Origin of the sequence: Streptosporangium sp. NPDC000095 (assembly GCF_042899335.1) — a bacterium.
GTDB lineage: Bacteria > Actinomycetota > Actinomycetes > Streptosporangiales > Streptosporangiaceae > Streptosporangium.
Genome location: NZ_JBIAZS010000015.1, coordinates 70,810 through 95,877, shown reverse-complemented (window position 1 = coordinate 95,877; position 25,068 = coordinate 70,810). Strand labels below are relative to the sequence as shown.

Genomic DNA, 25,068 nt, shown 5'->3' with positions numbered 1-25,068 from the left:
GGGACTGGCTGGTGATGTCACGGCGTCGTCGCGACCCCGGAGACGTGTGAGGCGGTCAGAGCCGCCACCGGGATAGGCGCCGAGGTCGTGCGCGCTATGCATCTGGAGGTGTTCAGTGGGTCCGCTGTGGACCTGATGGGCGTCCGCATTGGCGACAAGGAGTCTGTGCGCCGGGCGGAGACCCGTGAATGGGCTCAGTTCTTCGGTAGCCGGGTGTGCCCGAAGTGCTTGGCCGCCTCAGGGGGAGCATGGCAGATGTGGTGGAAACTGAGCTGGGCCGCCGTTTGCCGTGGCAATTCCCTGAAAGCGTAGAGACTTGGTTATGCGGCGATGGTCTCCTGAGACCTCGCATCGGTCGGAAATGTCAGCACATGATCATACTCTTGTCGACCATGACCACCGCTCACACCGTCTCGTTCGGCCTCTGGGTTCACTACGGGCAGGCATATCTCGTCGACGACACCGACGACAACAACGGCTACGCAAATTTCGCCGATGACCATCCTGATCACCCTGTCGGAATCATTCGCGTGGAGGACGGCGCCGCTCTCCTGCTCACAGGCACACACACGGGCACCCTTGGCTTCTCGGCGACCGTGGCCGACCAAGATCCAGGAGCGGACACCGACGAGTATGAGGACATTGTGGAGATCAGCTTTCGGTCAGAGGCCGGACGGCTCTCGCTATGCGAGTGGGGAGGCGAAGGCGTTCACGAAATACCCGAGCTGCCCTCGGGGCCGGGGTGGTACCGGTTGCGCTATCACGCCGTGAACATGGATGAGGAGTCGGAAGCGGAAGATCGCTATCTGCTGCAGATCTGGCCACAGCCTGAGTCCATTCCCCGGGTGGTCAAAAGCACGAGCGCGCAACTCGCCTACTGGCGCAGCGCGGGCTGACGTCCTGACTTCAGGAGGTTTCTGATCATGTCCGATGCCGACTTCATCCCCCTCCGCGTCACCTACCGGACGCCCAAGCTCGGCCGTGCTCAGATCCGGGACTGGGCGAGAGCGAACGGCTACCCGGTCAGTGAGCGTGGCCGGATGGCTCCAGAAATCACGGAAGCCTTCTTCGCCGCCCATCCCGAGATCCTCGAGCAGGCGAGCACGTTCGAGATGGTCCGTGCCACCGCGCGAACCCCCGGCACGTCGCCAGAAGATTACGGGTGGGAAAAGGACAGCGGGCTCGGCGAGATCTACACGATCGTCTTCGTCCGCGGGCTCGACGAGCACGAGGTGCTTCGCCGGCTCGGAGCCACGGACGAGGACATCCGGCTCATTGGAGACGAGGATTACTCTCAGCCGGAAGGGCCTGAGGTCATCACTGTGAGGCGAATCGGGGACTGGACCGTCGCGATCGAGGATTGCGGCTTTCGGGGCTCGCATAGGGAGGCTCTTTGCCCCCTGTCTCGCGACGGGGGAGAAGCGGTGGCGGTGATGCGGCACAACTACGCAGCCCGGCACCACCTCTCCTATGCCGTCGACGACCTCTTACGATAAGCCTGGAATTCCACCATTCATGCCTCGGAAATCCCAGCTGTCGGAACTATTCCACTGAGATCACTTCATTGAATAGCTGAAACTTTCAGTTCCGTTGACTGTATTCGATGCCGACCGTATCGTTCGATCATCGTTTACGTACGCGTCTTTCGTCGCGCACTTCCTGACAGGAGAGGCCCATGACATAACGGCGCGTCCGTCGGCGACGGCGCCTGATCATGTGGCTGGTGGCCGCCTTATTCGGCGCGTTCACCGTCGTCACACCCGCTGACGCCGCCACCACCTGCACGTTGACGTTCCAAGCCAACTACCGGGGGACCGTCGGCGGGCAGTACAGGTGGCAGGTCGATGCGCGGCTGACCAACACCGGCACGACACCGTCGACCACCTGGGAGGCGGTCATCGACTTTCCCTTCTCGGCGGGCGCGGTCGTTCACCTGTTCTGGAACGTGAAGAGGTTCTCGACGACCGTGTGGAGACCGTCGTCGTGGAATGGTGTCATCCTGCCGAACCGGTACGCGAACTTCGGGTTCGAGATCGGCATGCCCATGACGACTACCTCGCCGCCTCTTCCCACTTCCAGTCAGTGCAGCATCACCTATTGATGAAACGGGCGAGCCCATGGGGCTCGTCCGTTCGTCGGCTTTCAATTTGTTACGAGATCAGGAACTTCTCGTATTCTCCGACGACGTCCGCCCGGGTCGTGAAGCTCACAGGCCGCCGACGCATCACCGCCAGCCCCAGCAAAATCGGCGACATCACCCGCGCCGCCCTCGTCCTCGCTCAATTCGAGCACGGCAGACTCATTTGAAAGTCGCTGAGATCAGCTCGCTGAATCCTTTTCATCCCCTGGTCAGAGGCCGATACCGTTTAAATAGAGGTTTGGGCTGGTAGCGCCTTGTAAGCGCAGCCTTCCTGGCGAACCTCGCCGGATGCGATACTACTGGGCGGGGTCTGCTGCACTTTCGACGGGAGCGAGATGGAGCAGGAACGGCCGGATAACGAGTTCCTTGTCCTCCAGGGTGAGTACGGCGGGCGGACGCGCACGGTCGTCGTGGTGACGCCGCCCACCTTCCAGATCTCCGACCCGGAACCGATCTTCTCGGCGCTGATGGACCACGCGACGAAGAATTCCTTCCGCGATACCGGTCTCCTCGTGTCGCTGATCCTCCCCGGCCCGGGTGATCTCGGAAACTTCTATGAGTTCTCCTACGTCTTCGACATGGACGGTGACGTCGAGGAGGTCGTCGATATCGCCCTCTCGTTCTTGTCGTTCCAGTTCGGAGTGGCAGACGAGGTCGCCTCGGTGAACGTCTACGGTGCCTTCACCAGCAGCGGAACCGACATCGCCGCGCATCTGCTGCTGACCGTCGTCGGCGATGAGGTGTGGCCGTTCGTGCTCGCCTGCACCACCGATCTCGTGCTCGACGACGCGCTGCCCCGCATCTGCGCCTCGTTCGCCCAGGCCGCGCTCCAGACCTATGAGACCGCCACCCGCACCACCGCGTGGATCGTGGCCGACGGTCTGGCCCTCGGCGAGGGCGATCCCGACGCGTTCTTGGTGCTGCCGTATGCCCGGCGCGCGGGCGCGGCCCCCGGAGACCTCGCCGTGGACGCCCTGCGCGCACTCTCGACCCCGATCCGGGTGGACGGCCCCTTCCGGCTGGCCGGGCTCGACTTCCACGCCTACCTGCTGACCGGCCACTTCGCGGGCGAACAGCGGCGCGTGTGCATCGTCGAACCGCTCGACGGGCCGCCGATCTCCGGGCCGGGACGGCTGCCCGGCAGCGCGCGCTGGCAGTTCTTCAAGCTCCTCGGCGAGGCATCGGTCACCCAGCGGCAGTGGCCGGACGACCTGATCTGGTGCGTCTGGCCGCTGGAGCCACCGGTCTGGCTGACGTATCCGATGCCGCCCGTCTCGGACGACCCGCGGCGTAACGCTGAGGCTGCTCTCTTCTTCTACGGAGTGAAGATCATTCGGGCGCGGGCGGTGGCCTACCCGAAATGGTCACAGCCCACGGGGCAGGGTTCGCTCCTGGCCGCCATGGCGGAGGCCGGGATGCCGAACCCCCGCGCCTTTCTGGTGCACACCGATCCCAACCTGCCGCCCACTCTCATGATTGTCGAGGGGGCGGACACCGAGGAAGAGCAACGGGTCCCTGACATCGATGACGACTACCGGGTCATCGAGGCCGACGCGTTCCTCCGCGAGACGTACTCGGCGATCGACCGGGGTCTGCTGAACGTCGCGTTTCGGTCCTACGCCTACCACCGTTACTTCGGTGCCCCTGAGACGCCCGAGCAGGTGGGGGCGTCGTTGGGCGCCGGGATCTCGCTCGCGAACAGGCTCAAGGACGTTCGCCAGTACGACCTGGCCGAATGGGCGGCGTCGTGGGCGGCGTCGCTCGCCGAGCAGCACGGGGCCGCCGAGGCAGCGGTCAAAGCCCACTGGGTCGCGGGCGTCTGCTGTGACTACATGGGCTGGCTGACCGAGGCCCTCGACCACTACGAGGCGGCGCTCCGTGACGCGGACGCCCTCGCTGACGAGGACTTCATCGGGACCCTCGAGATGAGCGTCGGGATCACCACCGTCACGGCGTTCGCCGACTACGAGCCCGAGGCCCGGTTCCTGACCCCGCTCAACGCCGAGCAACGGACCCTGCTGGAGCGGGCCTCCCGGCTCCTCGACGCCGCCGACGAAATCTACGCGGGACGCAAGGACCGCGAACGCTCCCGCACCACGATCGCCATCTACCGAGAGCGGGTCGCCGGCTTGCTCGCCCTCGACGACGACAGCGTGCTGGCCTCCGTTGAGAACCTGGTCGACCTGTGGCACTCTCCTGCCGTCTCCGACGACGAGCGGCTTCGCCAGACCGCCGGATCGTTCATCACGGCCGGGCTGTGGCGACTCGCCGCCACTCATCCCGAAGTACTGCCCTCCTTCGACAACGCGGCCAACGCGGTCATGAGCGGCCTGACATCCGCGGTGGAGGTCACCTGGGCGAAGATCACCTCCATCGCCGTCCTGTTCGGCGACCGGCTCCATGCGCTCGACGCCCCCGAAGAGGCCCTGGCCTCATACGAGATCGCCCGGAACTCCCAGGTCAACGAGCAGTTTTTTCTCATCCGGCCGCCGCGTCCGACGGAGCGGCACGGCGGGTCGTTCGCGATCGACGTAGTGGGGCGGCGGCTGCGGATGGCCGCCGAGCATCCAGAACTCACCAGGGACCGCGCCACCGAGATCCTCCTGGACGCCGAGAACGCCAAGAGTCGCTGGTTCACCCGCGACCTGGTGATGGCCCTGCCGAACGCGGAACCGGCCGCCCGCGCGGGCGCGACCCTGCCCGTCGGAGCCCTCACCGACCCGCGGATCGCGCTCGCCGAGCGGGCATGGGAGCGATGGCAGGAGACCGGCGACGACAGCCTGGACGATCCACCTGGCCTCCTTGACGAGACGGGGCTGGCCGACCTCTGGGAGTTGCTTCCCGAACGGGCCGCCATTTTGTCGTTCTACTCGGCGAACGACCGGACGTACGTCACCACGCTCCGGAATCCGGGCGAGCAGCCCGTCGTGACGGTGCTGCCCGTCGACCAGCACCGCCTCGACAAAGCGTCGCGGTTGATGAGCGCCTACTTCTCCGGCACCGGGCTGTACGCAGCGCTCGACCCGCGCGACCCAGCACGCCGCGATGCCCGTTTCCTCGGCGAACTACGCAGGATCGGTGACTTGCTGGCGCCGATCGCAGACGCCGTCGCCGACAGCGCGCTGATTGTCGTGCTGCCGCACCAGCAGTGGCACGGGCTACCGATCCACGCGTCCCTGCTGCCGAGGCTATGGGAGGCGGGGCGGCGTCCGGGCCTCGCCTATGCGCCGAGCCTCGACACCCTCAGGTTCCTGCTGCGCCGCGACCGCGAGCGGCCGGATCCGAGGTTCGTCCGGGCAGGGGTGCTGACCGCGCCCGGCCCAGGCGACGACTCCGCGGCGTTCGAAGCCGCGCATTCGGGCTTCGCCGCGGCCCTGGCCGACCACTTCGGCACGGTGCTGTCGGCGTGCGGGCCGACCGCGACCAAGAACGAACTGCTGTACGAGATACGGCACGCGGGCCTTCAGCATCTGATCGCGCACGGCTCGTTCCACGACGGCGCGGATGTCATGGACTCGGCCCTCGCCCTCACACCCGGCCCCGACGGGGTGCCCGAGCTGATGCGCGGGCGCGACTTGATCAGCCTCGGCATCCGCGCCTCGCACGTCACCGTCCAGGCGTGCTCGCTCGGCCGGAGTGTCGCGTCAGCGGGCGACGAGATGTGGGGGCCGACTCGCGCGCTGCTCGCCGCAGGCGCAGGCAGCGTGTTGTCGCCGCTATGGAACATCGACCTGACGTCCTCGACGCAGCTGCTTCACGACTTCTACGACGGCTGGCTCGAGCGGAGGCTCCCGAAGTGGCAGGCCCTCGCGGACGCCCAGTTCCGCATGTGGTCGAACGGCGAAAGCCCGGCATGGCAGCATATGTTCCACTGGGCGCCGTTCAAGCTCGTCGGACTCTGAACCGGAGGCAGAATGCCATCCTTCGCATCCCTCGACGACGACGAAGTGGTCGGGATCTTGCAGCAGTTACTGACCGAGCACGATGACAGCCCCGAACCCGCCGTCACGGACGAGGAGATCGCGGAGCGAAGCCGGGAGGACGCGGAATTTATCCGGGCCCTCGCCGCCGAGCTAGGGCTTGAGGAGTCGGGGAGCGAGCCGACACCGCGCGACCTCCTCGAGTCCCTCACCGCCCTGCCAGGAATCACCGAGGAGGCGGAGCGAGCCGCCGAAGACATCCGGAAGCGTGCCACTCTGCCGTTCGACCCCCAGCTTCTGTCAATAGCCATCTCCGTCGCGACGGCCGTCGCGATCATCCGCCCGAAGATCGAGTACCGGAAGACCGACAAAGAGGTGAAGTTCGTCGCTGACGTCCGCGGCGTCCCCGACCTTGCTGGCATCGTCCAAATCGTCGTGGACCTGATGCGCCGGAACGGATAGCTGAGCTTCGAAGTAGGTCCGCTCACGACCTGAGATGGCCAACGACGACGGGTGCGACCGAGGTCGTATCTGTCTGTCGCAGGTGTGACGGCGGGTCGTCGACGTCGTAGCCGAAGGAGGCCAACACGGCCCGGAACTCCTCCTCGGTCGGCGTCTTTGACGCTGTCCTGCCCCGCCGTACCTACTCGTCGGCATCAGGCGGCCTCCTCGCGACGGGTAGGCGGGCAGGTGATGAGCAGGCAGGCATCCCATGCCGAGCGGGGCAGTGTGGTGTCGCTGACGGATAGGCAGGCCAGGGCGATGCCTGCCGCCCCCTCTATCGATGAACTCGACCAGCGCGGCAGTCCGGGATCGAGTTCCCGGGCGAAATACGCCGAGGCGGCCTTCAAGATCTCGTTCGCCCGACGCAACTCGCGATTCTCGCGCTCGAGTTCGGTGATTCTCCGGGCGTCGGACGTCGAGGTCCCCGGACGATTTCCGCCATCGACCTCGGCCTGGCGCACCCAGGTCCGCAGCGCCTCGCGGTGCACCCCGAGCCGGTCGGCGACCCGGGTCGGCACGCCCGCCCCTCACCGGCCGCACGCAGCTCGAAAACCATACGGACAGCGCGTTCCCGCAGCTCAGGGGCATACTTCCTCGGTGGTGCCATAACTCCTCACCCTTCCAGGTATTGGAGCCTCCAACCAACTCGGGGTGACCCTGTCGGCCGTCCCCGGTGAAATCAGGCGTCAGGGGTGTGGCTGGATCGGAAAGCGGCCGCGGTGCCAGTACCAGTGGCGGCCGGCCCTCAGATGCTCGACGACCGCGCGCTGGAGGGTGGTGCGGCATGGCAGCCGGTCGAGTGGTGTGGTCAGGTCGCGGAACACGAACCGCCGCACCTCGACGTCGGCGTCCAGCCCTTCCGGCTCCTCGTACGGCTCCAGCTCGAACCTCCGCTGGAACCGGACGATGTTGGAGTCCTCCGGCAGGTATTCCAGCAGTTGCGGGTCGAGCAGCCACGAACCGCAGGCGAACTCCGTGTAGGGCTCGTCGGGAAAGTGGCGCGGGAAGAACACGCGGGCCTCGTCGAGCGACGCAGCGACCGCCTCGGGGGTCATCGGCCCCGACTCGGGGATGTGCAGGTCGAGGGTGGCGCCGCCGCGGTGATACTGCAACCGGCCCAGCTCGTAGATGCTGCCGCGCGCGTGCAGGGTGAGCCAGCTCTGCATAACGGGCCAGCCCTCGCCGCGCATCCGCCGGTCGACCGCGAGGTTGCGGCCCAGGTCGGCGAGACTCACCCATGACACGGCGTCGGCGACGCCGTGGTCGCGGTGGTATCCCGTGGTGACGCCGACCAGGGCGAGGTACGCGTACACGTAGAGATGCCGCCAGGCGGGGCCTCGTTCGCGCGGCAGCTCCGGACCGGGCGACAACCAGCCGTGGCCGCCGAGATCGGCGCGGACCAGGGCGATCGAGCGGTCGAGCAGCCAGCGCAACTCCGGAGTCCACAGCGGGGATCCGGGGTCGGGCCAGCCCTCCATGATCTCAGCGGCGTCGTCCGGCCGCACCGCGAGCCGATCGAGGATCGCGGGCGCGTCGGCCTTGGCGGGCAGGGGAGCCGATGGCCGGTCGCCGGCGAGGCGGTGCACGCGGCCGACGTCCTCGATGCGTACCCCGAGCCGGGCGGCGGTGGCGTCCAGATCCACGCGGATGATCCTACCCGCCGATGTCACGGGGCGGCGGATTGCTCCGCATGAGGTGGTTTGTTCTGCCTCAAGATGACTTGCCCCGCTCGGTAGCCGAGGCCGCGGTCTGTAGCCGAGGCCGCGCTCGTGACCGCCAACCTCAACGGCACGACCACGCTGAACTGGTTCCTCGGCACGCTCGACGGCGGCCAGAGCGCGCAGGATCCAGTTCACCGAAGACAGGGGCCCGGCTCCGCGCCTTTCACGAGCCGGACTGACAGGCCCGGCGGAAAGTCCTGCTCGCCGGCACTCTTAAGAGAGTGCCGGCGACCGGCGTCACGTCGAGGGTTCTCACCTCGACGTTTGCGGGGGTCACCATCCGGCTCGCCCGAACGCCGACTGACCCCATCTGAAGATCTCTGGTCAGCCTCCGATTTTCCATCTTGTGCCGTAACAGATCGGCGGACCGTATGTATAAGACTTTCCTGTCTTCGTGCTGGTCGCCACGAGAACGTCGGTCGCCTCAGGCTGATGGCATACGGAGTCCGGCAGGCTGATGCCGACGTCCTCTCCCGGAGCGAGGACGGCGAAGGACCCCTTGTTGAGCTTTCCCTTCACCGTGACGGTTTCTTGTGTGGCGTTAATGATGATGAATTGTTCTTCATCACGAGGCGTACTGCAGGCGCTGAGAAGGAGCGCGGTGACCGTCGTCAGTCCTATGAGACGAAAACCGGTCAGAGTAGCCGTCGTGAACGACGTTGAATTCCGGATGCCCATGGCGGCCTCCTTGAGGGACTTCGCCATCAGGCACGATAGCGGGTCGGCTTCGTCTGCTGGTCATGGGGTCGAGGAGTCAGCGAGCAGCCGGTGCCGGGAATCAGACGGTCGTCGTCCCGGTGGGCGGGGCAGGTTCGCCGCCCGGAAGGCCCTGCTCCCAACGCCGGAGTGCCGCCCTTGATGTGGGTGAAGGGCGTGACGGGCACATCGAGAGGCAAACGAGAACGGGAGGCCGCCATGCTCGCCGGCGCATCTCGCGCGTTCACGACGGCCTCCCGGTGTCACGGTTTTTTCTGGTCAGAGTGTATGACCACGATTTCTATTGGACGGTGGCACAGGTCGGGTTGGATTTGTTTCCCTCACCGCTGAGGTTTTCCGCGGCGACCTGGAAGCAGTAGTACTGTCCTCCCGGCAGGGGGTACATGGGAGCGCTGCGCTGGTCGGCTCCCCACGGACCGAGCCTTACGGGAGTTTGGGACCCGGTCCAGTAATAGATGTAGTAGTACACGGCACTGCTGGGGAAGGTGACCCCGTTCCAAGCCACGTTGAGCTTGTAGGGGCCCGCTGGGGTGGCGGTGACGCCGGTCGGAGCAGCTGGCTTGGCCAATTTGATCACACCGCTGGTGGTGTTCGACTTGGCGGCGGCCAGTTCGGGATGACTGCCGCTGGCATATGGAACGACGTACCATTCAAATTGGTGTCCATGGTTGATGGCGCCATCGAGGGGCGCCAGATCGGCGTTGGGTTTCGTCGTCCAGATATCGAACTTTTTCCAGCTCTGGCCTGCGGTGGCGTCGCGCTGGTAGATCCAATACCAGACGCCCATGCCGACATCGTCCCAGTTCAGTTTGGCGTTGGCCAATGGCTGGACGGCAGCGGTCAAGCCGCTGCCCTGCAGGTCCTGGATCCGCGGACAGCCGGCGTTGCTCTTCTGCGGCTCGACGGTGTTGTCGTACCAGGAATTGTCCGGGCCCGCCGCCGCGGCGGCCAGGGTCTTGGCGGCCTCCTGCGTGCTGGTTCGTGGAATCTTGCCATCCGGGGGCGGAGCGGGGGCGTTGGGCGGACGCCCGGTGTCGGTGAAGGCGGGCGGGTGGATACCGCGGCCCCCGGTGGAGTCGGCAGGCGCCGGTCCGGGTTCGGCGGTCGCCGATGCTGCGGCTTTGAAGGAAGTCGGGGAGAAGAAGGCAGTGACAGGAACGTCGATGAACTTGGGTCGGTAGGTGTCGGCGTTATAGTCCGTCAACGGCCGGCAGCCGATGTTCACCGCGTTGGTGTTGACGTTGTACGAGATGACGATCTTGCTCGGATCCGACGACAGACCCTCATGGACGCGTGCCTCGTACACCATAGAGAAGTTGGGGCTGACATGGCGCTCCGGGGGGTCGTACAGCTTGATCCGGTTGTTCGTGAATCCCCACGGGGTCGTGGATGGATTGGCGACGATCTGCCCCGGAGTGACATGCGGATCGGCATGGTGAACCAACCAGAAACGGTTGTTGAGGTCGATGACGCTGAATCCCGCCTCTGCCAGCACCCCCAGAGGCCGAGAGGCGGAACACGAGGTACCCCACTGGGGATTTCCCGAGCTGTCGGTTCCGGTGAAATAACGCCAGAGGGATTGATCGGTCAGGTCCAACGTGGTCGGGACACGTGCGAGGAAGATTCGCTTGCCCAGTGCCGTTTTGGATTCGTGGCCATAGATATAGGTGTAGCCGCTCTGCTCCACCAAGGCCGTCCCCCAGATGATCGGATCGGGGGCGGAGACGAAGCAGTCGGCCAGCGCGGTCGGGGTTTTCTTTATGACGGTGTTGTTGTCCAGCTCGCTGTTGGGGAAGATCGCGTACGCACCACGGGTGTCCACGCCACCCAAGCCTCTGTAATAGAACTTCACGACTCTGTCGCCGTTGACCTTGGCGTCGCCGGTCCAGTACTGCGAGCCGTTTCCGACCGGGGTATGAGCGTAGCGGGACCAGAAGTCGACTGACTGATCGGTTTCCTTACACGTGTTCCCCCCGGTGATCGTGCGCAGAGCGGAGCCGTTCTGGATGACGATCGAGTTACGCAGGAAGCTGGTCTCGAATCCCCCCGGCCGCTTGCTGGGGTGGTTGAGAAAGGTGTCGGAGAAGAACCAGGCCCGCTTGCCCGACGGCAACCGCACGGACTGGGTGGCATCGCCTCCGCTCCAGTCCGCGCATCCGGCGCTGTCCCCGTAGTTCTTGAACATGTTGGTCAGGGTGGAATTGACCTGCACGCCTGTCTCGGTGGCCATTGAGGCCGACCACGTCACCTGCTGCGCGGCGGTTCCGCTCTGCGCGGCGCCGCTGGCGGCATAGGTGTCGACCCGTGGCATGATCAGAGTGGCGATCTCCGTGGAGGAGATGGACAGCGACGCCGATCCACCGGCATCGGTCCGGGCCCAGCGCGACGGTGACATCGTCGGCACTCCCGAACTTTTCGGCCAGACGACCAGCAACGGCCGAACGTCCCCGTACGGAATGTTGTCCTGGACGTTGACCTGAACCGTGACCCGACCCGATCCGCTCGTGGGCGGCGTCAGTTCCACATATGACGTACCACCCGGATAGATGAGCACCAGGCCGTTGGTCGACCCGCCCCAGCTCAAGGACCTCTCGGCTGACCGTTTGGGCCTCTCGGCTAAGCTTACTGGGAGAAAATTGCGCCAGGTGGTGGAAGCGTCCGGGTCGGCGTAGCCGTCGGCCGCGCCCAGAAATCCGCTCAAGTTCGTGGTCTTGTTGGTTAGGCGATAATTGGCCACGGCGAAGCCCTGCAGTTCCGTTTTCAGGTTGCGGCCGTAGCCGTTCAGCACCTGTTCGATGGCCTCAAGCGGAAGTTTGCCACTCATCGCCTGCCACGTTTGTCGGACGAAGTCGAAAGTGGTCCGTTCGGTCAGGTAGTTCGCCAGGATGAACGCTCCGTACTGCCGCTTGGGTAAGATGCTCCATACCTCCTGCGCCGCGTTCAGAGCCTCGGTCGGCTCGCCCAGGAACAGTGGTAGCAACGAGGCGTAGGCGCCATTGCCCGGCCCGGAGGGGTTGAGCTTCTTGTACAGCTCGTGAGTGGCCCACTCGGCGGAAGCCTCCATCCACCAGTTGATCGAGGTCAGATTGGCGCCCAGATGTAGGTCGGACAAATAATGATATTGCACCGCGTGGAACATTTCGTGATACGGAAGATAGGTGTACTTCCAGTGTCGCCGGGACGGGGAGCCAGAGTCGGGGTCGCCGGGGTCAGGCGGCAGTAAGATGATCGGGCCGCTACTTGTCTGGCCTATGGACGGGATGGCGAGACCCGGATGGTTGGGGTTGACGCCAAAGAAATCAAACCCGACGTAGGTGGCCACGCTCTGTCCAGTCAACCCGTATCCCCAGGCACTGTACTGCTCCCAGGCCTTGGTGAGGTTGGTGGTCATGGTGTCTACCGCGTCGGGGACGCCGTTGGCGTTGCTGTCTACAGCCTGCACCCCGTCAGGGCCGCCGATGCCGTCGATGTTGTAGTAGACGTCGAACCGGGTCGTGGTGGTCACGGTGTGCCGACAGTAGAAGGTGTTGTCCAGGAAGGTATGGCCCGCGCCGCATTCCGTCCATGGCGCGGCCGCCGAAGTGGAAGGAAGGGTGGGCGCGGATCGGGCCGGGGCGGGATCGGGTTGTTTGAACACCTCGGCCAGCCAGGACTTGGTCTCCGGCGAGGCCTGCCGATCGGCCAGGGGACAGTGCGTAGTGAAGTGCCAGACCCGCCTCGTGCGGCACGCCCTCCTTGGAACGATACTTCGCCGGCACGTTGTCCGGGCTGGCCAGACGCTCGACCGAATGGCGCACGTACTCGTCGATGCCGATCTCGCTGCGATTCCACGCCCGCGACAGCGGATCTTCGTCGCCGAAGTCGGGTTTCTGCGCCGCGAGTTTCTTGTGTAGCTCGCTTTCCGGTCGCTCGACCGGCTGATATGGCTTGGGCTGGTCTTCGGGGGGTTTCGGCTGTGGGGACGCGGCCGACGGAATGGGGGTCGGCGACGACTCCGCAGCCGTTTCGGATAGCGCGGACAGCTGCAAAGGACCCGCGAGGAGGCCGGTGATCGCCAAGGTCATGACCCATACCCGGGAGCGGCTTCTGGTAATGAGCAAAAACTCTCCAACCATCAGAAGGGAACCGCGAATCATTGATCGTCCACGTGATGGATCTTGCAAAAGCGCTTGCATGCTTGGACGGCCGCCGAATCTGCCGCGTCGATAGGAAAGTATTGATAGCGCTATCATGAATGCACGGCAGCCTGTCGGCTTGATGGCCCGGTGTCGAGGATGCAGAAAAGTCATACAGGGGCGTTTCTGGGCGGTATGAAAGTGGCGTCCGAATCGGACGCTGGACTTTCGAAACGTCAGGGAATCGACATCGCCGGTCGCGACTGCCATGGCCGTGACGCGAATAAGAAAGTCGTGGTCGCGGACGGTGCGTGTTCGTCGACCTTATCGGGTTGTTGTCGGCGATGACGGTGCGCCCGTTGATTCGATCGACATTTCGTCGCCGACGGTAACGTCGTCGATTTGACAAGGTGATTGTTAGGGAGCTGGCAAGCTCTCGCTGGGCCTATTCTCCCCGCGACCTTTCCGGCCCCTCCTCTCGTGACGATACGCTGATCGGTCCACAGCCCTCCGTGTGCGAAATGAATGTTCCCATGTCATCTTTGACGAAGGGTCGCGGCTACCGCCACCGATCTACGAGATTTTCCTAAATAGGATGGCCGCTTGACGGGCATCGGAATGGCCCATAAGTTCCCTCTCGTCACACAGATGCGAATAAAGGGAGAAACATCGTGCAGGCCGATTCCAGCCCTAAGTGGATTCTCGCTTTCGACGCTTCCTGTGGCCAATGTCGAGGGTTGGCCGACAAGGTGAAGAAATTCGCCGAGCATCGTCTTGAGATCGTTCCACTCATGCATCCAGAGGTCGTCGCGTGGCGGAAGCAGGCACTCGGTGATGACGCACCGTACATGCCGACCCTCATCAGGGTCGGGCATGACGGCGTGCGCGCGTGGACGGGCGCGGCCATGGCGATTCGGCTCGCCGCGCGCCTGGGAGTCTGCGGGACGTACGGCCTGCTGGTCACCCTTGGTGAGAACCGGAGGACAAAGGAGCGGCACGCCGCCTCGTCCGCCGATGCGGGCGCGGGCCGTCGCCACTTCCTGCGGTTGGCCGGCCTCGGTGTCGCTGTGTCCGTGATCGCAGGGAGAACGTCGCTTGCCCAGGCCGCCGCGGCCGACCCGTCGCCCGCGGAAAAGTGGGTGCAGGCCAACAGGGCGAACCTTCCACAGACCTACCAGGCTTTCGGTGCCCACGATCTGGAGCATCGCCGAGCCATCTTCAACGCGCTTCCCCCTCGGACGCGCAGCCGTCTCTGGGGCGATCACCTGCAGGAACACCGCGGCTCTCTGCCGAAGATGAGTGCGGAGCAGAACGCGGTGTTCGACGCTTTCATGGAACTGGCCGGCGACAGCAAGACCTTCGCGGCCCCGAATACCGAGGAAACGCATCACAGCCTCGCCTCGCTGCTAGAGAGGGCGGTCGCCGCCTTCGGTGAGAGTGACGCCGCCGCCCTGTTCGCCAATCTCGGTCCTCGGTCGGCCTCCACGTCATCGGATCGACCGGCCCATGCTCACACTGCCGCGGCGAGTGCGTGTGAGTGTTCGATCAGCAGCCCTCTGTGTCTTGGGGGCAACAGGTGCTATCAAGGAGCTCTCGGCTGCTATCAGGAGAATGGTTGCGGAGCTCTGTGGTTGTACATCTGCAACGGCATGTGTTGCATGCAGACAAGCCAGGGATTGATTTGTTATTAGCCGAGATCGGCGAGGCATGCCACGATCTTCAAGCGGGCGCTGAGGCGGCAGTCGCGCTCGATTCCAAGGCCGCGTCCCGCCATGGATATCGCCGGTGACCACACCGCCGTGGCTCACGGGCCGAACTCGTTGACCCTCTTCCGTCTTTACATCACGGGGTGGCCGACCTTTTCCGTCACCTAACCCCTGGCGCTGCCCGTTGCCCGCGTCTCATTTCGGATCGGGGTATCCGCGCAGCGCTTTTGGCGCTCCCTGCCAAAACGCGCGTGGCGCGTGAAAGACTCGGTTCGATCGTGCCTCGATCGCGACCCGGTGTGATGAGGCGATCACCCGCCGGGTGAACGTCGAGGACTCATCAAACCGCTCCGCAATATCGCATCGCTTAGAAAGGGGCTCACGTGGTCGAATCATCGCCGGTGCGTGCACCGGCTGTCGTCCGTCACTTCGCCAGGATCGTCGATCTCGGGGTCGCCGCGCTCACCGTGGTGGTCTTCGTCGCCATCGCCCTGGCCACGGGGGTGCGTTCGCCCTGGCCGGCCGTGATCCCCGTCGCCCTGGCCCTCGGTGCGCTCCTGCTCCTACGGCGTCGGTGGCCGATGACTGTGCTGCTGCTGTCGGTCGCCGCGATCTTCGTCTATCACCTGGTCTCCTGGTCCCCCCCGGGCTGGATCTGGCCGATCGCGGCCGCCTACGTCACCGCTGCGGCCACCTCCCGCGTGCGATGGGTGGCCGTCATCGGAGTAGCCCAGCTCCTCTACTCCGCGATCGACGCCTGGTGGGTCATCGATGTGAATCCGCCGGTCTACTTCTTGCACGTTCTCGGTGAAGGAGTATTGCTGGCGGCATTCCTCGGCCTGGGGCTCGCTTACGCGGCCTGGCTGCGCTGGCGCGACCGGCCCGACCTCAAGGACGACTCGGGCTCCTGACGCGGGCGTACCGCGACGAAGGCCGAAGTGGTGGAGTAGTAGCGGCTCTTGGTGGAGAAGCGGCCCCGGCACCCCAGCATGTGCGACCAATGCCGCAGCGGGAGCAGCCGGTATCGAGGCAGGTGGTTCAGGGCGCAGCAGGTCAAGATCATGCGCCGGGCGTGTTCGGTCAGTTCAGCCGGGCGATCTCCCCGGCGTCACGGATACGTCGGTCCACCGTCCCCGCGGATTCCGCTCCCTTGGTCGCGTACCTGGCCACGTAGGAGGCCACCCGCTGATCACTCACGCCGTCCAGGTCGGTGGAGAGGTAGACCGGTCGCACGTCGAGTTGCTCACCCCAGCGCAGCAGGACCGGTGGAGGAACGTCCGGCGACTGCTTGGAGGCAGGCACCACGACCTGTGCGACGGCCTGCCGGATCGCGGCATCCAGCAGCGGAACGGTCGCCCAGTCCGGGGGAGGGGAGCCGGGACCGTCCGGGCCGTCGAGGCGGATCACCGCGTTGAAACGGATCAGGCCGCGCGCTTGGTACTCGGCGACCTTGGCATACGACAGTCGCAACGTCTCACGCGGGCGAGCACGAAGCACGCCGAGCAGTCGAGCCAGGACAGCGGGAAGTGCCTGGGTGAAGCGGCGCCACAGCTCTCCCGCGTGAGAGTTCCACAAGACCGCGCCCTGGTAGTCGTAGCAGTCCACGCAGAGCGGTTGTCCCACTTGCGGGTCATCGCGGTCGTGACGCCTGCCGCAGCCCTCGTATCGACCATGGGGGCAGGTGGGGGAGTCGCGCCGGGGACGGCAGGGCAGCGGCTTGCCGTCCTTACCCGTGCGGTGAGCGTGGACCGCGCCGAAGGACGGAGCGGTGAAGGTGGCGAACACTCGGGGATGGCCGCCCACGTCTACGACCACACGATCCGCCGGTGGGACATCGCCCGCCAGACCTGCCTCAGATCCGGCACCTGACGCGCGCCGGATCCCCGGCCCACGGTGGGCCGGGGAGCCGGCGCGTGGACCGCGTACCGTGAGGACGCGGACGGTTCGCCGCTAACGGGTCGTGCAGACGGTTCCGTTGAGGGTGAAGACGGCGGGCAGTGTGTTCGGGCCGCTGTAGTTGCCGACGAAGCCGATCGTGGCCGACGCGCCGGTGGGCAGCGAGCCGTTGCCGGACTCGTTGACGACCTGCACGTCCTGCCCGTCCTGCGTCCAGACGGCGCCCCAGCCGCTGCCCAGGCTCTGCCAGGTCCTGGGCCAGCTGAAGCTCAGGGTCCAGCCGCTGACCGGCGCGCCGTGGTTGGTGATGTCGATGGCGCCGACGTAGCCGCTGGCCCAGTCGGTCTGCTTGGTCAGACGCACCGAGCACGAACTGGAGGCGGGTGTGCCGGTCGTGAACGTCAGCGGTGCGGAGGGCGCGGAGACGCCACCGCCGCTGTCCCGGGCGACCACGTTGACCGTGTAGCGCGTTCCCGGTTTGAGGTTGTCCACGGTGAACGAGGTGCCGGCGGTCTCGCCGAACTGCCCGCCGACGGCCCCGTTCTGGCGGTGGACCTCGTACTTCACGATCGGACGCGCGCCGGCGGAGGCGGTGGGCCAGGAGATCGTGGCGGCCCTGTCGGTCACCTCAGAGACCGTCGGCTGCCCCGGCGTGCCCGGCAGGCCGGCCTGGGCGCCGGCGGGCCGCAGGACGATCGTGGTCAGCGAGAGCGGCGGCAGCGTCTGAGCGGTCGCGCTGCCGGTGGTCGAGGAGGAGATGCTCGTGGCGCCGTTGGTGTGGGTCAGCACGGTGGGGGCCCCGGACGCCGGGCTGAAACCGGAGTAGTCGATCGCGACGGGATAGGACGTGTCGGACGAGGTGTTGATCAGCAGGACGGCCAGGTCGCCGTTGGGGCGGCGCGCGGCGTGCGCGGTCACCTTCGCCTGGTCGGTCGCGGCCCTGATGAACCGGTCTCCGGGGCGGGCGAACCTGCTCACCATCTGGAGCGCGTAGTACGGCGCGAAGGGCGTGTTGACCGAGGGTTCGCAGACACTGCCGTCGGAGGTGCACGTCCCGCTCGACAGCAGGCCGAAGTCACCGTAGTCGGTGTGCCCCTCGACCTGTGTGACGCTGCCGATGCCGTTGTGGACGTTCCACCAGTCGACCGTGAACACCCCGTTGGCGAGCAGCGTCGCGTAGGCGTCGGCGGCGGCCAGCGCGCCGGGCTGGGTCGTCGTGCCGCGCTCGTTCGACCCGGTGTTGAACTCGGTCATCGCGATGCCGATCCGCTCGGCGCCGGCCCCGGCGTACCGCGCGATCTGCCGGCGGGTGAGATCGATCATGTCGGGGACGTGCCCGACCTTGTCGAGGGCGCCGGGGTACCAGTGCAGGATCACGAAGTCGATCTTCGATGCCGCGGCCGAGAGGACGACGTCGTTCCAGGTCCCGGCGTCGCCCTCGGCGACCAGCCCGTCGGGCCAGTTCGCCGGTGTGGTCAGCACCGCGCCGATCTTGATGGTCGGGTCGACGGCCTTCATCGCGTCGGAGTAGGCCACGACGTGGCGCGCGTACTCTGCGGGGCTCTTGTCGGCGTGGTCGTCCGCCTCCCAGGTGGCGCCGTAGTGGCCGTTGCCGTAGTTCTCGTTGCCGATCTCCCAGTACTTGACGCCGTAGCCCTTGGTGACGTTGGCGTACCGCACCCAGGCCGCCGCCTCCGCCGCCGTACCGGTGCCGTAGTTCGCGGTCACCATCGGCTGCGCCCCGGTGCGCCGCGCACCGCGCATGAAGGTGTCGAAGTCGGTGTCGGGCGCCACGTAGCCGCCGGGGGCGGTGTGGTCGGCCCAGTGGTAGATGTCGGAGTACGAGCCGCCGGGGTAGCGCAGCAGCTTCATACCCGCGTCCTTGAGCAGGTCGGCGGTCGCGTCGGTGCCCAGGTTGGTGTCCCAGATCGCATGGTTGGTGCCGATGCCGGTCTCGGGGACGGTGGCGAGCGCGGCGCGGGCGTTGACGGTCACCGCGACCGGGGCGACCTCGTCGGCACGCGCCGTGGGGACATGCAGGACGGACAGCGTCAGCAGGAGGGCCGACGCGGCCCGTAACAGCTTCTTCGGCGTCTTTGGCGTCCCCGGCGTTCTTGATGTTCTCGGCATCGGTGCACCTCGCAACGGATAGTGGCGTTCACTCGACGCCCCCTCCCTGACCCGGAGGCAACATGATCGTCAGGGGTCGCCCCGTATCCGTCAACCCGCGGTGAAACTTTCAGTCACCGCGTCGCCACGTCGCCACGTCGCCCATCACCGTGTCGTCACGTCGTCACGTCGCCGCGTCGCCACGTGGTGCCGGGGACGTCAGGAGATGGTGAGCGTGCCGTTCGCGTTGCGGGCGCACGTGATGACCGTGCGGGACGCGGCGGTGAGGGCACCGGTGAGGCACTGTCCGAGGACGGTGTGGCCCGCGGCGTTGGGGTGCCAGCCCTCCTGGCAGGTCTGGAAGTAGGTGACGCAGGTGTTCGCGACCCGCTGGACACCGATCTTGTCCCAGCCCGACAGACTGGTGACGAACGTGCCGGACGGCCCGTCCTGCACCCGGATCGGGGTGGCGAGCGCGCCCGTCGGGCTGCCGGGATTCTCGCAGAGCCGGGCGCCGTCGAAGGCCTTCTGGACGTCCAGCACGCGCAGGTCGGCGGTCGGACGTTCGGCCGCCAGCGTGGTGTAGGCGTTCTTGACCAGGGAGCCGAGGTTCTGGGAGAACACGTGCCCGGGAGCGAGGCTCGCGCGGTGGATCGGGCAGCCCGCGGCGTACCGTTCGGCGCCGAGGGCGCGGAACTTGTCGCGGGTGTCGGTGCGGTTGTCCTCGTCCCGGTACTGCGGGGCGACGTCGAGCGGCAGCGGGTTGGTGTAGGTCTGCAGGATCACGCTGTGGACGCCGTCGGCGTCGATCTGGGCGAGGGTGTCGAGGATCTGGCGCAGGGCGGCGGTGGTCTCGGTGGTGGCCGCGGCGACCTCGGCGTCGGAGGCGAGGTCCGAGACGGTGCAGGGCTCCTGCGGCACGTCACCGCCCAGGTAGGCCCAGAACTCCCACCAGCCCGTCCAGGCGTCGGCGATGAAGCGGTTGGCGCACAGCGTGGCCACGTCGCCGAAGGTGAACTGGGTGTTGTTGGAGCCGAGGCCGATGAGGACGACGTCGATGTCGTGGGTCTGCGCGACGGCACGCAGCTGGTCGAGCTGCGAGGCGACGGAGCGGCCCTTGGCGCGGGCGCCGGAGGGGTTGGCGATGTCGGCGGGCTGGCCGCCGGAGCACGCGAGGTTGAAGCGGTCCTGGATACCGGGGAGTGAGGCCTTGAACAGCGAGGCGTTCGCCGACCGGTGGCAGAAGTAGGCGTTGCTGTTGGGAGCCGACCAGCCGGGGAAGGACTGCGGCGTTCCCGAGGCGTCGGCAACGGGCTGGTAGGCCCCCGCACCCTCCCCGCTGATGAAGCTGTCGCCGAGCGCGACGGCCGCGGTGGGCAGGGCCGCCTGGGCGGCTCCGCTCTGGACGACCTGGATGCCGACCGCGCCCACCAAGAGCGCCACCATCGCGGCCGCACGCCGGAGAACCCTCACTACCGCCTCATTTCCTACTGAACAAGTATGAAATAACGTGTGTCTGGATCACAGCACGCCACCTGAATGACGTCAAGATTTTCAGGAGACCCGCCGCCTCATCTAAGAGATCGCGTATCGCCCTGATCGTCAAGCACGCGCTTGCTTGCCTGGAGCCGGGGGTGTGGCGTGTCGCCGCCGTCACGCCACGCCTGAGCTGTACGGATGCCCGCTCGCGGAGCCGGTCCCGCGCACACTGGGAGTGATGCGTTGGAACAGGCCGGGGCCGCCGCGGGCTCTCGCCGACCGGGGTGGAGTGGTTTTCTATGAGCTTGTCCAGGCGTGAGATGGTCGCCGGGCTCGGGGCGTTGGCCCTCCCGCCTTCACCGCCCCCACCGCCGCCCGCCGGCCAGGACGTTCGGCCGTCTCCGCCGCCCGCCGGTGTCGCCGCTCCCGTCGGTACGGCCCCCGAGCGGCTCGCCGAGGACGAGGGTTTCTGGAGCCGGGTGGCGCGGCAGTATCGAGTCACCCGGGACTTCGTCAACCTGGAGAACGGCTACTACGGGATCATGCCCGAGCCGGTGCGCCGCGCCTACCATCGCAACACCGACCACCTCAACGAGGTGAACTCCTACCTGCTGCGCACCGCCTACAAGGACCAGGCGGACCAGGTCAGGCGGCGTATCGCGACCATGCTCGGTGTCTCCATGGAGGAGATCGCCCTCACCCGGGGCGGCACCGAGGCCCTGCAACTGCTGATCGCCGGCTACCGGCGGCTGCGTCCCGGCGACTCGGTGATGTACGCCGACCTGGACTACCACAGCATGCAGTACGCCATGAACTGGCTGAGCGACCGGCGAGGCGTCCGGGTGCAGAAGCTGGTCATCCCCGAGCCGGCGACCCGGCAGGCGGTGCTGGACGCCTACGCCGCGGCGTTCCTGGAGCACCCGAGGCTCAGGTTGCTGCTGCTCAGCCACATGAACAACCGCACCGGGCTGGTGGTCCCCGTGCGGGAGATCGTGGCGATGGCTCGCGAGCGCGGCATCGACGTGATCGTGGACGCCGCCCACTCCTGGGGACACCTGGACTTCACCATGGACGACCTGGGCGCCGACTTCGCCGGGTTCTCCCTGCACAAGTGGATGGGTATGCCGCTGGGTGCGGGTTTCCTCTACATCCGCGACAGCCGCCTGGCCGACATCGACGTCGCGTTCCGCGACGAGACCTTCCCGCGGGAGGACATCCGCGCACGTGTGCACTCCGGCACCATGGACGTCGCGCCCTTCCTGACGGCCGGCACCGCCCTGGACTTCCATGACGCGCTCGGTGCCGCAGCCAAGCAGGCGAGGCTGCGCTTCCTGCGCGACCGCTGGGTGGGCCAGGTGCTCGACATCGGAAACCTGGAGATCCTCACCCCCGAGGAGCCCGCCATGTACGGCACGATCACCGCGTTCCGGATCACCGGCCGTACGTCGGAGGCCGAGAACGTCGCGATCGCCACGGACCTGATGAAGCGGTACCGGATCTTCACGGTGCACCGCGGCGGGCCGGCCAGGGGGGACTGCGTGCGGGTGACGCCGGCGCTCTTCACCAGCCGCGACGACGTCGACCTGCTGGCGACGGCGGTACGGGACATCGCGCGGCGGATGCGCGCCTGAGTGGGAGGGGTGCCCGGCGGCGTCCCGCGCCGTCTCCGGCCCGGTGGACGCCGGGCGGGCTCGCCGTTCCCCCGCCTTTCCCGGTTCGCGCCTCCCGGGCGAGTTCGAAAGAGGTCACCAAGGGCGATCGCGTCGTCACGGAAAAGGATCTACCTTGAATGCGGCCTGGAATGGCAGACGTGACGTCGTGGACATAGCACCTCAAACTGTGCAACGTGGCTTTTCGTATGCGCTTTAATCGCCGGGATGTCGGTGATTCAACTCAGGGTCAATGGGGAACAGATATCGTGCCTCCAGGGTTCCCGGCGCCCGTCGGGGCAGGGGTCGGCACTGTAGAGGTGGTCGGTGGCTCGCCGCACAAAAAGAATCGCCGATGTCGCCGTGGCGATTCTGGTGGTTTTCGGAATTCTGGTCGGACTTCCGGTGCGAACGGTCGAAGAATATCTGCCGGAAACGGTCGTCGCGCGCAGGGTCGAATGGGTCGTTGTTTTCGGATTAACCGCCTTCCTTGTCGTTCTGCTGACACGGCTGACGCCGAAACTGATGGAATCACGCACGCGCGGCGGGCTCTTCCTGGTGCCGGACAGGCAGGCGGGGTGGGTCAGGAGAAGCGAGCTGGACGACGTGGTCTCCACCCTGACGATGCGGCGCTCGGGCACGGTCGGGCTCACCACGGGTCTCACCGGGGCGGGCGGGTTCGGCAAGACCTCCCTGGCCGTGGAGGTGTGTCACAGCGACGAGGTGAGGAGGCGGTTCGACGGCGGCGTCATATGGGTCACCGTGGGCCGCGACCGCGCCGGGGCCGACATTGCGGCGCTCGCCAACGACGTCACGGAGGCCGTGCTGGGCGTCCGGCCGGAGTTCTCCAGCCCCGAGCAGGCCTGCCACCGGATGGCCGAGGCCCTGGCGGAGCGGGGCCACATGCTGCTGGTGGTCGACGACGTGTGGAGCCTCGAGCAGCTGAGACCCTTTTTGTCCGCGGCCACCAGGTCCCGGGTGCTGGTGACGACCCGGCTGCCCAGGGCACTGCCCCCGAAGGCGATCGCGATGATCGTCGACGAGCTGGCGCCGAGGGTGGCCGTCCAGGTGCTGAGCCGGGGGTTGCCGCCGATGAACCCCGGCGTCCTCGGCGACCTGGTGGCCCTGACGGGGAGGTGGCCACTACTGCTGTCCCTGCTCAACGCCCGGCTGCGCGACGAGTACGGCGCGGGGACGAACGCCGACGTCGCCGCTCGCCGGGCGGCCGGTCGGCTCGGCCGGACCGTCTCCACCCCCCTGGACGTCACGGTCGCCTCCCAGCGGGAGAGCGCGGTGCTCGCCACCGTGGAGCACAGCCTCGAAGCCCTCGGCGCGTTCGACCGCGCCCGCTTCCTGGAACTGGGCGTCTTCCCCGAGGACGTCGCGATACCGGCCGCCGTCGTCGAGCTGCTCTGGCGCGGCACCGCGGGGCTCACCGCCAAGCAGGCCGAGCGGCTCTGCGGACGGCTTCAGGATCTCGCACTGATCGGCAGGCACCCCGCCGAGGGGGCGGCGCCGTCGATCACGATCCACGACGTCGTCCGTTCCGCCCTCCGTTCGGAGGACGGCCTGGGCAAGGAGCGCGCCGAGGTCGCCAACCGCGACTTCCTCGATGAGGCGAGAAACCTCGTCCCCGACGACGATCTCACGGCGGACGCCGAATGGTGGAGGCTGCCCTCGACCGTGCCCTACCTCTGGAACCACCTGCTGTTCCACCTTTCCGAGGCGAGGAGATACCGGGAGCTGGAAGCCCTGCTGCATGACGTGCGCTGGTTCGTCACCCGCGTACGCGCGTTCGGGGTGGCCGCGGCGGAGTCGGATCTGACGCTGTCGACCTCCCGTTCCGTCGCGGGGGTCCGCCGGCTGATCGCCCGCAGCACCCATCTGCTCACCCCCTTCGAGTCGGACGCCGTCTCCACGGCGAACCTGCTCGCCCGCCTCTACGCGTTCCCGCCGATGCGGGCGTCGGTCGAGCGCTACAGCAGGGAGAACGAGACCACCTTCCTGAGAGCCCGCTGGCCACTGCCCGAGGACGGTTCCACCCGCCTCCTGCGCACCCTGACCTCGGCGGCGAGACACCTCGAGGAGGTGTCGATCACACCGGACGGATCACGGTTCGTCGTGCACGCTCGCGACGGCGGCGCGCAGATCTGGAAGGCCGACGGCACCACCCGGACGACGCTGGCCACGCACGGCAGACCTGTTCACGAGGTCGCCGTCTCCCCTGACGGCGCGTGGCTGGTGACCCGCTCGGGGAAAAGGAGGGTGCAGATCTGGGGGATCGACGGCGCCCAGAGGGCCGTCCTGCGCAACGGGATCGGCAGGCTCGCCGCGACGGTGGCCGCGCCCGACGGTTCGTGGCTGGCGACCCGCTCCGCGAGGGGAGGAGTCCGTCTCTGGAATTTCGACGGGAGCAGGCGTGCCGTCCTCAGGAGGGGGACGGGCAAGTTCACCGGGATGGTGGCCGCGCCCGACGGTTCGTGGCTGGCGACCCGCTCCGCGACGGGAGGGGTCGCTCTCTGGAGCCCCGCCGGGAAGAGACATCTGATCCTCAAAAGCCGGGTGCGGGTGAGAACCAAACCGCGAAGGCTGCAGGACGTCCTGAGGATGCGCGGCTGGAACCAGGAGGACGAGAAGGTCCCCGGCAGGAACAGGCCGATCGGTAAGGTCTCCGCGCTGGTCGTCTCCCCTGACGGTTCGTGGCTGGCGACCCTCTCCGGAGACGGGAGCGTGCGCCTGTGGGGGGTCGACGGCGTCGAGCGGGCCGTCCTGACGGGGCACACCGGGGCGGGGGCGGGGGTGCGGATCTCTCCCGACGGTTCGTGGCTCGTGACCTGGTCGTCCACCGGTCCCGTACGGCTGTGGGAGGCCGACGGCAGGCAGCGGGCCGTCCTGACGGGGCATGCGGGGGTGGTTCGTCAGGTGGTGATCTCTCCGGACGGGGGTTGGCTGGCGACGCTTTCCGGTGATCGGAGTGTGCGGTTGTGGGAGGCCGACGGTGGTGAGCGGGCCGCTCTGACGGGGCATGCGGGGGTGGTTCGTCAGGTGGTGATCTCTCCGGACGGGGGTTGGCTGGCGACGCTTTCCGGTGATCGGAGTGTGCGGTTGTGGG

15 protein-coding genes and 3 pseudogenes are annotated in these 25,068 nt (G+C 66.9%); 10 read left to right on the top strand and 8 right to left on the bottom strand.

Annotated features, from left to right (window positions below; genetic code table 11):
• Window positions 1–60 precede the first annotated feature (60 nt).
• From ACFY3V_RS29310 to ACFY3V_RS29285, 6 genes and pseudogenes are all read left to right on the top strand, one after another.
• A pseudogene (locus ACFY3V_RS29310) lies at window positions 61–312 on the top strand (TniQ family protein); the annotation flags it as partial.
• Between the two features lie 80 nt (window positions 313–392).
• Entirely contained in the window at window positions 393–896 is a 504-nt protein-coding gene (locus ACFY3V_RS29305) for a hypothetical protein (RefSeq protein WP_362903148.1), read from the top strand.
• A gap of 27 nt (window positions 897–923) precedes the next feature.
• On the top strand, window positions 924–1,496 hold the full coding sequence (locus ACFY3V_RS29300) for a histone-like nucleoid-structuring protein Lsr2 (RefSeq protein ID WP_389778017.1): 573 nt from the start codon (window positions 924–926) through the stop codon (window positions 1,494–1,496).
• Window positions 1,497–1,714: 218 nt separating this feature from the next.
• Window positions 1,715–2,101 (top strand): cellulose binding domain-containing protein, encoded by a 387-nt coding sequence (locus ACFY3V_RS29295; RefSeq protein WP_362903152.1) that lies wholly within the window; start codon window positions 1,715–1,717, stop codon window positions 2,099–2,101.
• A gap of 374 nt (window positions 2,102–2,475) precedes the next feature.
• On the top strand, window positions 2,476–6,042 hold the full coding sequence (locus ACFY3V_RS29290) for a CHAT domain-containing protein (protein ID WP_389778014.1): 3,567 nt from the start codon (window positions 2,476–2,478) through the stop codon (window positions 6,040–6,042).
• 12 nt (window positions 6,043–6,054) lie between these two features.
• On the top strand, window positions 6,055–6,522 hold the full coding sequence (locus ACFY3V_RS29285; protein WP_362903156.1) for a hypothetical protein: 468 nt from the start codon (window positions 6,055–6,057) through the stop codon (window positions 6,520–6,522).
• A 365-nt stretch (window positions 6,523–6,887) separates the two neighbouring features.
• Here the strand turns inward: ACFY3V_RS29285 and ACFY3V_RS29280 are convergent.
• The 5 genes and pseudogenes from ACFY3V_RS29280 to ACFY3V_RS29260 all read right to left on the bottom strand — a co-directional run.
• Window positions 6,888–7,082 (bottom strand): annotated as a pseudogene (locus tag ACFY3V_RS29280) (transposase); the annotation flags it as partial.
• Between the two features lie 168 nt (window positions 7,083–7,250).
• On the bottom strand, window positions 7,251–8,207 hold the full coding sequence (locus ACFY3V_RS29275) for an acyltransferase domain-containing protein (protein WP_389778012.1): 957 nt from the start codon (window positions 8,205–8,207) through the stop codon (window positions 7,251–7,253).
• A gap of 402 nt (window positions 8,208–8,609) precedes the next feature.
• A complete protein-coding gene (locus ACFY3V_RS29270) occupies window positions 8,610–8,963 on the bottom strand; it encodes a hypothetical protein (protein ID WP_389778010.1) in 354 nt (117 codons plus the stop codon).
• Between the two features lie 319 nt (window positions 8,964–9,282).
• Entirely contained in the window at window positions 9,283–12,507 is a 3,225-nt protein-coding gene (locus ACFY3V_RS29265; RefSeq protein WP_389778008.1) for a hypothetical protein, read from the bottom strand.
• On the bottom strand, window positions 12,449–13,066 hold the full coding sequence (locus tag ACFY3V_RS29260) for a hypothetical protein (RefSeq protein WP_389778006.1): 618 nt from the start codon (window positions 13,064–13,066) through the stop codon (window positions 12,449–12,451). The genes ACFY3V_RS29265 and ACFY3V_RS29260 overlap by 59 nt, the downstream gene beginning before the upstream one ends.
• Before the next feature lie 722 nt (window positions 13,067–13,788).
• On the opposite strand from ACFY3V_RS29260, the gene ACFY3V_RS29255 reads away from it, so the two are divergent.
• Together ACFY3V_RS29255 and ACFY3V_RS29250 are read left to right on the top strand one after the other, a co-directional pair.
• Window positions 13,789–14,808, top strand: coding sequence for a bacteriocin fulvocin C-related protein (locus ACFY3V_RS29255; protein ID WP_389778004.1), 1,020 nt, complete (start codon window positions 13,789–13,791; stop codon window positions 14,806–14,808).
• Window positions 14,809–15,224: 416 nt separating this feature from the next.
• Entirely contained in the window at window positions 15,225–15,734 is a 510-nt protein-coding gene (locus ACFY3V_RS29250) for a hypothetical protein (RefSeq protein WP_389778002.1), read from the top strand.
• Here ACFY3V_RS29250 and ACFY3V_RS29245 read toward each other — a convergent pair.
• The 3 genes and pseudogenes from ACFY3V_RS29245 to ACFY3V_RS29235 all read right to left on the bottom strand — a co-directional run bounded on the left by ACFY3V_RS29245 (window position 15,674) and on the right by ACFY3V_RS29235 (window position 20,301).
• Window positions 15,674–16,626, bottom strand: a pseudogene (locus ACFY3V_RS29245) (replication initiator). The gene ACFY3V_RS29250 and the pseudogene ACFY3V_RS29245 sit on opposite strands and share 61 nt — an antisense overlap.
• A gap of 147 nt (window positions 16,627–16,773) precedes the next feature.
• Window positions 16,774–18,849: a cellulose binding domain-containing protein gene (locus ACFY3V_RS29240; RefSeq protein WP_389778000.1), complete on the bottom strand. Its 2,076-nt coding sequence runs from the start codon at window positions 18,847–18,849 to the stop codon at window positions 16,774–16,776.
• Between the two features lie 198 nt (window positions 18,850–19,047).
• A complete protein-coding gene (locus ACFY3V_RS29235; protein WP_389777998.1) occupies window positions 19,048–20,301 on the bottom strand; it encodes a hypothetical protein in 1,254 nt (417 codons plus the stop codon).
• 305 nt (window positions 20,302–20,606) lie between these two features.
• Between ACFY3V_RS29235 and ACFY3V_RS29230 the strand changes: the two genes are divergently transcribed.
• Window positions 20,607–21,938: an aminotransferase class V-fold PLP-dependent enzyme gene (locus ACFY3V_RS29230; protein ID WP_389777996.1), complete on the top strand. Its 1,332-nt coding sequence runs from the start codon at window positions 20,607–20,609 to the stop codon at window positions 21,936–21,938.
• A 543-nt stretch (window positions 21,939–22,481) separates the two neighbouring features.
• The coding region (locus ACFY3V_RS29225; protein WP_389777994.1) for an NB-ARC domain-containing protein at window positions 22,482–25,068 on the top strand (2,587 nt) is incomplete at its 3' end.

Bases quoted from the DNA above. Each gene is read 5' to 3' on its own strand.
- ACFY3V_RS29260 (WP_389778006.1), bottom strand. From the start codon at position 13,066: ATGACCTTGGCGATCACCGGCCTCCTCGCGGGTCCTTTGCAGCTGTCC.
- ACFY3V_RS29230 (WP_389777996.1), top strand. From the start codon at position 20,607: ATGAGCTTGTCCAGGCGTGAGATGGTCGCCGGGCTCGGGGCGTTGGCC.
- ACFY3V_RS29300 (WP_389778017.1), top strand. From the start codon at position 924: ATGTCCGATGCCGACTTCATCCCCCTCCGCGTCACCTACCGGACGCCC.
- ACFY3V_RS29290 (WP_389778014.1), top strand. From the start codon at position 2,476: ATGGAGCAGGAACGGCCGGATAACGAGTTCCTTGTCCTCCAGGGTGAG.
- ACFY3V_RS29270 (WP_389778010.1), bottom strand. From the start codon at position 8,963: ATGGGCATCCGGAATTCAACGTCGTTCACGACGGCTACTCTGACCGGT.
- ACFY3V_RS29295 (WP_362903152.1), top strand. From the start codon at position 1,715: ATGTGGCTGGTGGCCGCCTTATTCGGCGCGTTCACCGTCGTCACACCC.
- ACFY3V_RS29305 (WP_362903148.1), top strand. From the start codon at position 393: ATGACCACCGCTCACACCGTCTCGTTCGGCCTCTGGGTTCACTACGGG.
- ACFY3V_RS29240 (WP_389778000.1), bottom strand. From the start codon at position 18,849: ATGCCGAGAACATCAAGAACGCCGGGGACGCCAAAGACGCCGAAGAAG.
- ACFY3V_RS29285 (WP_362903156.1), top strand. From the start codon at position 6,055: ATGCCATCCTTCGCATCCCTCGACGACGACGAAGTGGTCGGGATCTTG.